Source organism: Limnohabitans sp., assembly GCF_031538885.1.
Lineage (GTDB): Bacteria > Pseudomonadota > Gammaproteobacteria > Burkholderiales > Burkholderiaceae_C > Limnohabitans.
Map to the genome: position 1 here is coordinate 1 of NZ_JAVKLW010000035.1, position 8,013 is coordinate 8,013.

The window sequence follows — 8,013 nt, forward strand, 5'->3', positions numbered from 1 at the left end:
AGGGGCCTGAGGGCAAAGGTGGGATGACGAAATGGGTCTCTTACGCCGAAAAATCGTGCTATCGACGCACACAATTGCACATCGTGAAGTCCGTAACAAGTCACGCTACAAATTCATGCGTTGTGCAGACCTTCCTTAGAAAAGCCATGCACAAAAAACTTAGACCCGTAAGGAGTTACACCGTTTGCTTGTCCAGGGTTTTTATCAGCTTTGGACTGTTCATGACCTTGGCTGACTTAAGGGCTCATGAATCAATTGCTGTCGAGGTTGTTGGGCATTACGACAACGCGATTGGCAACAGCGATGCGGCAAGTCAGGGTGTGATGGGGGTTGAGTTGCTGCGTGAACGTGCCATGTTGAGGCCTGCAGAGGTTCTGGAGTACATCCCTGGCATGGTGGTGACGCAGCACTCTGGAGACGGCAAAGCCAATCAATACTTTTTGCGTGGCATGAACCTTGACCACGGAACAGACTTTGCGACCACGGTCAACGGCGTACCCGTCAACATGCCTACTCACGCCCATGGGCATGGCTATAGCGATTTAAATTTTCTGATTCCTGAATTGGTGCAACGGGTTGAATATCGCAAAGGCCCTTATTTCGCGTCCGACGGAGATTTTTCATCCGCTGGCTCGGCCAACTTCATCTATCGAACCAAGTTAGACAGACCGTTTGCTGACGTGACGATTGGACAGCGTGGCTACTTGAGAGGTGTTGCTGCGGTTTCCAGAGATGTGAGCGAGGGGGTGACCTTGCTCTCAGCTGTTGAGCGACTGAATAACAATGGGCCGTGGACTGTGCCCGAAGGGATTCGTAAAACCAATGCCCAATTCATACTCAGCGGTGGCAGCCCACGCGAGGGGTGGTCAACCAGTCTGTCTGCTTATTCGGCACATTGGAATTCAACGGATCAAATTCCCCAGCGTCTGATTGATGCAGGAACTTATCAGGGGCAACCGTTTGGTCGATTCGATTCGCTGGATCCGTCGGACGGCGGCAATACAAATCGCACCAGTTTGTCGGGGCATTGGCACCAGACATCAGACTATGAGTTGATAAAAATCGAGTGGTATGCCGTCAAGTACGACCTGAATTTGTCTTCCAACTTTACTTACAGTCTCGACAGAACCAACGATCAGTTTGCTCAGACTGACGACAGGTCTGTGTGGGGTGGTAAAGCCTATAGAGCGTGGTTTATCGATTTTAACGATGGTCGCCGCATGCAAAATACCTTAGGTGTGCAGATGCGGCAAGACCGAATTCGCGTTGGACTCTATGACACTGTGTCTAAACAAATTCAGTCGACCGTTCGCGATGACGATGTTCAACAAACCTTGGTGGGCATCTATGGCGAAAACGAAATGGGTTGGAACAGTTGGCTCAGAACCGTCGCAGGTTTGAGAGTTGACCAACTCAATGCCAAAGTTACCAGCCATTCACAGGAACAAAATTCTGGAAGCACTGCTGAATCCAAGGTTTCGCCGAAGTTGTCCGTGATCTTCGGGCCATGGCACAAGACAGAGTTTTTCGTCAATACGGGTAAAGGTTTTCACAGCAACGATGCACGTGGTACCACTGCCAAAGTAGGCCCCAAGACAGGACAGCCCATTGATTCGGTACCTGGCCTCGTCAGCTCGCGTGGACAAGAGATTGGGATGAAATCGCAAATCATCCCAGACCTTCAAACAACCTTGGCCATCTGGCGACTCGCTTTCGATTCCGAACTGGTTTATGTGGGAGACGCAGGCGACAACGAAGCGGGTCGTCCCAGTCGTCGTATAGGTGTTGAATGGAGTAACCATTGGACGCCTGGGGAGCATTTTTTGATGGACGCCAATTTCGCATGGAATCGACCCAGGTACACAGACAGTGACCTCGCAAGAAGTTACATCGCCAATGCTGTACAGAAAGTTTCCAATTTGGCTTTTACGTTGCGCAACTTGGGGCCGTGGTCAGGCTCATTGGGTGTTCGCTACATCGGCGCCGCCCCTTTGATTGAGGACAACGGCGCTCGGTCAATCGCCAGTGTCACAGCCAATCTGCGTGTAAACAGGAAAATTACAAACGATTGGAATGTTGCGTTGGACGTGTTGAATTTGACCGGTCGTCAAAATAACGACATCAGTTACTACTACACCTCGCGAGTAGCAGGTGAACCAGTTGGCGGCGTCAATGGCGTGCATGTGCATCCCGCTGAGCCTCGTACGGTCAAGCTCACCACCAGAATGCGGTTTTGAACTCTTTACTGCACAGGCGCTGTCTCACGCCCGCACGGGTAAGAATTGACCAAACTTTTGCGCCAAAAAGGCCTCCCCGTTTTCTAGCATCTCGTAGCGAAACGCTTCGGCGGCAGGCGAAAGCATTTTAGATTGCGTATGCACCACGTTCCATGCCCGCACCACGGGCGTTCCCACCACATCGAGCACGGCAATTTGGTGATGGGCCAGTTCTGAGCCAATCGTGTGCAAGGAGACAAAGCCCAGCCCCAAACCCGCCATCACCGCTTGCTTCAAAGTTTCGCTGCTTTGCACTTGCACTTTGAGGGTGGCTTGCACATGGGCAGCGGTGAAAAACTTTTCCATGGCGGCGCGTGTGCCCGAGCCTTGTTCACGCACGATGAAATCATGCCCGCGCAATTCTTCGACGCCGATGTGTTTGCGCTCGGCCAGTGGATGCTGCGGTGCGGCCACAAACACATGCGGGTGCGCGGCAAACGGTTCGGCGCGGGTTTGCAGTTCTTTGGGCGGACGCCCCATGACGGCGATGTCCACTTCATTGGCTTGCAGCATCTTCACCAGTTGTTCGCGGTTGCCCACGGTCAGCCGAATGTCCACGCCGGGATGCTTGACTTGGAAATCGGCCAGCATACGCATCAAGTAGTACTTGGCCGTGCTCACCATGCCAATCGTCAATATGCCCGTTTCGACATGCTGTAGCCGTGCGACGGCATCCTCTGCGTCCTTGAGTGTGGCAAGAATTTTTCGTGCGTAGAGCAGCATGTACTCGCCTGTGGTGGTGAGGCTGATTTTTTTACCACTCCGGTCAAACAAAGGCAGACCCACGTGCTTTTCCAACTCTTTGATTTGCATGGTGACCGCTGGTGGTGTCAGGTGCAATTGTTCAGCGGCACGTAAAAAGCTCAGGTTTTTAGCAACCGTATTAAAGACGCGCAGCTGACGGAAGGTGGCGTTTTTCATGGGGTTTATGGCGAGAAAAAAGAAGAAGAAAAAACAGACAGAAAGTATTCAGTAATATCTTAATCGGTTCCCAATAATTTCTGAATTTACTTTTTTAGACTTACTTTTTACAGTCCTTCTCAAGTTAAAAATTTTTAACGCTTGGGAGTAACTGCAATGACTGAGACTTTGATCATGGATAGCAAAAAACGCTACAGCGCTGGCGTGTTGAAATACAAACAAATGGGCTATTGGATGCCCGATTACGTGCCGAAAGAAACGGACACCATTTGTCTGTTTCGCATCACGCCGCAAGACGGCGTTGATCCTGAGGAGGCGGCCGCTGCGGTGGCGGGCGAGTCTTCTACTGCCACGTGGACTGTTGTGTGGACAGACAGGTTGACCGCCTGCGACAGTTACCGCGCCAAGGCCTACAAGGTGCTGCCAGTGCCTAACAATCCTGGGCAATATTTTGCCTACGTGGCCTATGACCTGATCTTGTTTGAAGAAGGCTCCATCTCCAACATGACGGCCAGTTTGATTGGCAATGTGTTTAGCTTCAAACCACTCAAGGCTGCGCGGCTTGAGGATATCCGTATTCCCGTCGCCTATGTCAAAACATTCAAGGGTCCACCTACGGGGTTGGTGGTAGAGCGTGAGCGTTTAGACAAGTTCGGGCGTCCGCTTTTGGGGGCAACCACCAAGCCCAAGCTGGGTTTGTCGGGGCGCAATTACGGGCGTGTGATTTACGAGGGCCTCAAGGGTGGCTTGGACTTCATGAAGGACGACGAGAACATCAACTCGCAGCCCTTTATGCACTGGCGCGATCGCTTTTTGTACGTGATGGACGGTGTGAACAAAGCACAGGCGGTGACGGGCGAGGTCAAGGGCAGTTACCTGAACGTGACGGGCGCGACGATGGAAGACATCTACGAGCGCGCCGAATTTGCCAAAGATCTGGGCTCGGTCGTCATCATGCTGGACCTCGTGATTGGCTGGTCGGCGATTCAAAGCATGGCCAACTGGGCGCGTAAAAACGACATGATTGTGCACATGCACCGCGCAGGGCATGGCACGTACACACGACAAAAAAATCACGGTGTGAGCTTCCGCGTGATTGCCAAGTGGCTGCGCCTGGCAGGGGTTGACCATTTGCACACGGGCACGGCGGTGGGCAAGTTAGAGGGCGATCCTATGACGGTGCAGGGCTATTACAACGTGTGTCGCGACAGCTACACCAAAACCGATTTGCCGCGCGGACTCTTTTTTGACCAAGACTGGGCGGACACCAAAAAGGTGATGCCCGTGGCCTCGGGCGGTATCCATGCAGGGCAAATGCATCAGTTGTTAGACCTGTTTGGTGACGACTGCATCATGCAGTTTGGTGGCGGCACGATCGGACATCCACAAGGCATTCAAGCGGGGGCGGTAGCCAACCGTGTGGCGCTGGAGTGCATGGTCAAAGCGCGTAACGAGGGCAAGGACATCAAAAACGAAGGTCCCGAGATTTTGCGCAAAGCTGCGCAAAGCTGCGCTCCGCTCAAAGCCGCGCTCGATACCTGGGGTGACATCAGCTTTAACTACACCTCAACCGATACCAGCGATTACGCCAACACGCCTACCGCGTCTAACTAATTTCTTCTAAGGAGAACCGCACCATGATGACCAATCCAATGGGTAAATTGACCCAAGGCCAATTCAGTTTTTTACCTGACTTGACCGATGCTGAAATCACTTTGCAAATCGAATACGGCCTTGCCAAAGGTTACGCCTGGAGCGTGGAATACACCGACGATCCACACCCGCGCAACACTTACTGGGAAATGTATGGCTTGCCGATGTTTGATTTAAAAGACGCGGCGGGCGTGCTGCAAGAGCTTAACGACTGCCGCAAAACTTTTGGCAATCAATACATTCGCTTGATGGCGTTTGACGCCACGCGCGGTGTCGAGTCGATTGCGATGAGTTTTATCGTCAATCGCCCCAAAACCGAGCCTGGCTTCATGCTGGAGCGTCAAGAGGTCAATGGTCGCTCGCTGCGCTACACCACACGCGGCTACGGTGCGGACAAGCCTGAAGCACAGCGTTATTAAGCGGCGGCCAAGCGCACGGATGACTTGTCATGCTGGACGACAGTACCCTCAACACACGCGGCGCTGACGCCGCGCCACTCACGCCTACCGTGCCACGCACGGTGGCTGATGTGTTGGCCGCTTCGCAAGTTCTAGAGGTTCTCGCTGAGCTGGAGGGCGAGCTGGTGGGCCTTGTACCCGTGAAGTCGCGCATCCGCGATATTGCGGCACTGCTCGTGATCGATAAGCTGCGCGCAGCGCAGGGACTGGCTTCGCAAGTGCCCTCCTTACACATGAGTTTCACAGGCAACCCAGGCACGGGCAAAACCACGTTGGCGCTACGCATGGCGCAAATCCTGCATCGTTTGGGTTATGTGCGCAAAGGCCATGTGGTCTCGGTCACGCGCGACGATTTGGTGGGGCAGTACATCGGTCACACCGCACCCAAAACCAAAGAGGTGCTTAAAAAAGCCATGGGCGGCGTTCTTTTTATTGATGAAGCCTACTACTTGTATCGCCCCGAAAACGAACGTGACTATGGACAGGAGGCGATTGAAATTTTGTTGCAAGTCATGGAAAACCAACGCGATGACTTGGTGGTCGTCTTAGCGGGCTATGAGGATCGCATGGCCACATTTTTTCAGTCAAACCCTGGCATGCGTTCACGCATCGCGCATCACTTGGATTTCCCTGACTATGCGCTGGATGAGCTGATGGTGATTGCAAGTCACATGCTGACCGAAAAAAACTATGCGCTGGATGCGGCTGCCCAAACTGCTTTTGGCGCGTATTTGGCTTTGCGCATGGCGCAGCCGCATTTTGCTAATGCGCGCAGCGTGCGCAATGCGCTGGATCGTGCGCGGTTGCGCCAAGCCAGTCGTTTGTTTGCCAATGTGGACGTGGCTTACAGCGCAGAGGCGCTCACCACACTGACCGCAGCCGATATTTATGGCAGTCGTTTATTTGCTGGGGCGAGTGCATGAACCGCACGAGTGAGCACCGCTTGCAAGCCCTCATTTTTGACGTGGACGGCACGCTGGCCGACACCGAGATGGCGCACTTGGCCGCGTTCAACCACGCCTTTGCCGAGATGGGCTTGGATTGGCGCTGGGATGTGCCGCTCTACACGCGCTTGCTGTCTGTCGCTGGCGGCAAAGAGCGCATCGCTGCTTACTGGCAAAGCCTTGGCGACATGCCGCGTGAGGTGAACGCGTCGTCCTTGCAGCAAACGATTGAGCGTTTGCATGAAATCAAAACAGCCGCCTATGAGCAAGCCGTCAACGACGGCTTGGTGCAGATGCGCGCAGGTGTTTTGCCCTTGTTGCATGAGGCGGCTGAGGCGGGGTTGACGCTGGCCATTGCCACCACCACCTCGCCAGTGAACATTGCGGCCTTGCTGCGCAAAGCCATGGGTGCTGATTGGCGTATGCACTTTCAAGTGATCGAAGACGCATCCACCGCCCCGCGTAAAAAACCGCACCCCATGGTGTACCAGCAGGTCTTGTCGCGGCTGGTGCTGCGCCCGCAAGACGGCTTGGCGGTCGAGGACTCGGCCAACGGCTTGCAAGCCGCCTGTGCGGCAGGCTTGCCCACACTCATCACCCCCAGCGCCTTCACGCAGGGGCAAGACTTTGCTGCGGCACTGCGTGTCGTGCCAGATTTATCGGATGTGCAGTTGGCGCAACTGCGCCAATGGCATACCCGCCACATCCATTGAGCCTCGGAGTACCTTGATGTCATCCCCTGTTCGCATTGCCCCTTCCATCTTGTCGGCTGACTTTGCGCGCTTGGGCGAGGAGGTGCGTGCCATTGAGGCTGCGGGTGCGGATTGGGTTCACTTCGATGTGATGGACAACCACTACGTGCCCAACCTCACCATCGGCCCTGGTGTGTGCGAGGCCATCCGCCCGCATGTGCAAATCCCCATTGATGTTCACCTCATGGTCGAGCCTGTGGATGCCTTGGTGCTGCTGTTTGCCAAAGCGGGGGCCAACATCATCACTTTTCACCCCGAGGCCAGCCGCCATGTGGATCGCAGCTTGGCTTTGATTCGCGACCACGGTTGTCAAGCGGGCTTGGTGTTCAACCCCGCCACGCCACTGGCGTGGTTAGACCATGTGATGGACAAGGTCGATGTGGTGCTGTTGATGAGTGTCAACCCTGGCTTTGGTGGCCAGGCTTTCATCCCCGCCACGCTGGCCAAATTGCGACTGGCCCGCGCACGCATTGACGCTCATGTGCGAGCAGATGGCGCACCGATTGCGTTGGAGGTCGATGGTGGCGTGAAGACCGACAACATCCGCTACATCGTGGCTGCAGGTGCCGACGTGTGCGTGGCAGGCAGCGCTGTGTTTGGTGCGCCCGATGCCGACGGTGGCTACCGCCAGGTGATGCAGGCGCTCAAAACCGCCGCCGCCTGAGCCCTTACAAGCTAATCCCGCACACGCCACCCCATTTTTTTAAATTGAGAACCTCATGTCCTTCAACCCTCACACCACCGCCACCTTGACGCAATACCTGATTGAGCAGCGCCGCCGCTTCCCCGAAGCCAGTGGCGACTTCAACGCCTTGATTTTGGATGTGGCCATGGCCTGCAAAGCCATTGCCAAGTCGGTCGCCTATGGCGCGTTGGCCGATCTACACGGCAACCACGCGGCAGACGCGGGCGGCAGCATCAATGTGCAGGGTGAGACGCAGAAAAAACTGGATGTGATCAGCAACGACTTGTTCATTCGCATGAACGCGTGGGGCGGCCATTTGGCAGG

At 54.7% G+C, this 8,013-nt stretch carries 7 protein-coding genes and 1 pseudogene; 7 read left to right on the forward strand and 1 reads right to left on the reverse strand.

Going from position 1 to position 8,013, the window contains the following annotated elements; genetic code table 11:
- Window positions 1–221 precede the first annotated feature (221 nt).
- Window positions 222–2,237 (forward strand): TonB-dependent receptor domain-containing protein, encoded by a 2,016-nt coding sequence (locus RMS03_RS02220; RefSeq protein ID WP_310625487.1) that lies wholly within the window; start codon window positions 222–224, stop codon window positions 2,235–2,237.
- A gap of 24 nt (window positions 2,238–2,261) precedes the next feature.
- Here RMS03_RS02220 and RMS03_RS02225 read toward each other — a convergent pair whose 3' ends face one another.
- On the reverse strand, window positions 2,262–3,197 hold the full coding sequence (locus tag RMS03_RS02225; RefSeq protein ID WP_310625488.1) for a LysR family transcriptional regulator: 936 nt from the start codon (window positions 3,195–3,197) through the stop codon (window positions 2,262–2,264).
- A 156-nt stretch (window positions 3,198–3,353) separates the two neighbouring features.
- On the opposite strand from RMS03_RS02225, the gene RMS03_RS02230 reads away from it, so the two are divergent.
- The 6 genes and pseudogenes from RMS03_RS02230 to RMS03_RS02255 form a co-directional block, all read left to right on the forward strand.
- Window positions 3,354–4,811, forward strand: coding sequence for a form I ribulose bisphosphate carboxylase large subunit (locus RMS03_RS02230; protein WP_310625489.1), 1,458 nt, complete (start codon window positions 3,354–3,356; stop codon window positions 4,809–4,811).
- 23 nt (window positions 4,812–4,834) lie between these two features.
- Window positions 4,835–5,269, forward strand: coding sequence for a ribulose bisphosphate carboxylase small subunit (locus RMS03_RS02235; protein ID WP_310625490.1), 435 nt, complete (start codon window positions 4,835–4,837; stop codon window positions 5,267–5,269).
- A gap of 29 nt (window positions 5,270–5,298) precedes the next feature.
- Window positions 5,299–6,231 carry a CbbX protein gene (gene cbbX, locus RMS03_RS02240; protein WP_310625491.1) on the forward strand — a complete coding sequence of 311 codons (933 nt, stop codon included), beginning with the start codon at window positions 5,299–5,301 and terminating at the stop codon, window positions 6,229–6,231.
- Window positions 6,228–6,965, forward strand: a complete 738-nt coding sequence (locus tag RMS03_RS02245) for an HAD-IA family hydrolase (protein ID WP_310625492.1) — start codon at window positions 6,228–6,230, stop codon at window positions 6,963–6,965. The genes cbbX and RMS03_RS02245 overlap by 4 nt, the downstream gene beginning before the upstream one ends.
- A gap of 16 nt (window positions 6,966–6,981) precedes the next feature.
- Window positions 6,982–7,668 carry a ribulose-phosphate 3-epimerase gene (gene rpe, locus RMS03_RS02250; protein ID WP_310625493.1) on the forward strand — a complete coding sequence of 229 codons (687 nt, stop codon included), beginning with the start codon at window positions 6,982–6,984 and terminating at the stop codon, window positions 7,666–7,668.
- 55 nt (window positions 7,669–7,723) lie between these two features.
- A pseudogene (locus RMS03_RS02255) lies at window positions 7,724–8,013 on the forward strand (class 1 fructose-bisphosphatase); the annotation flags it as partial.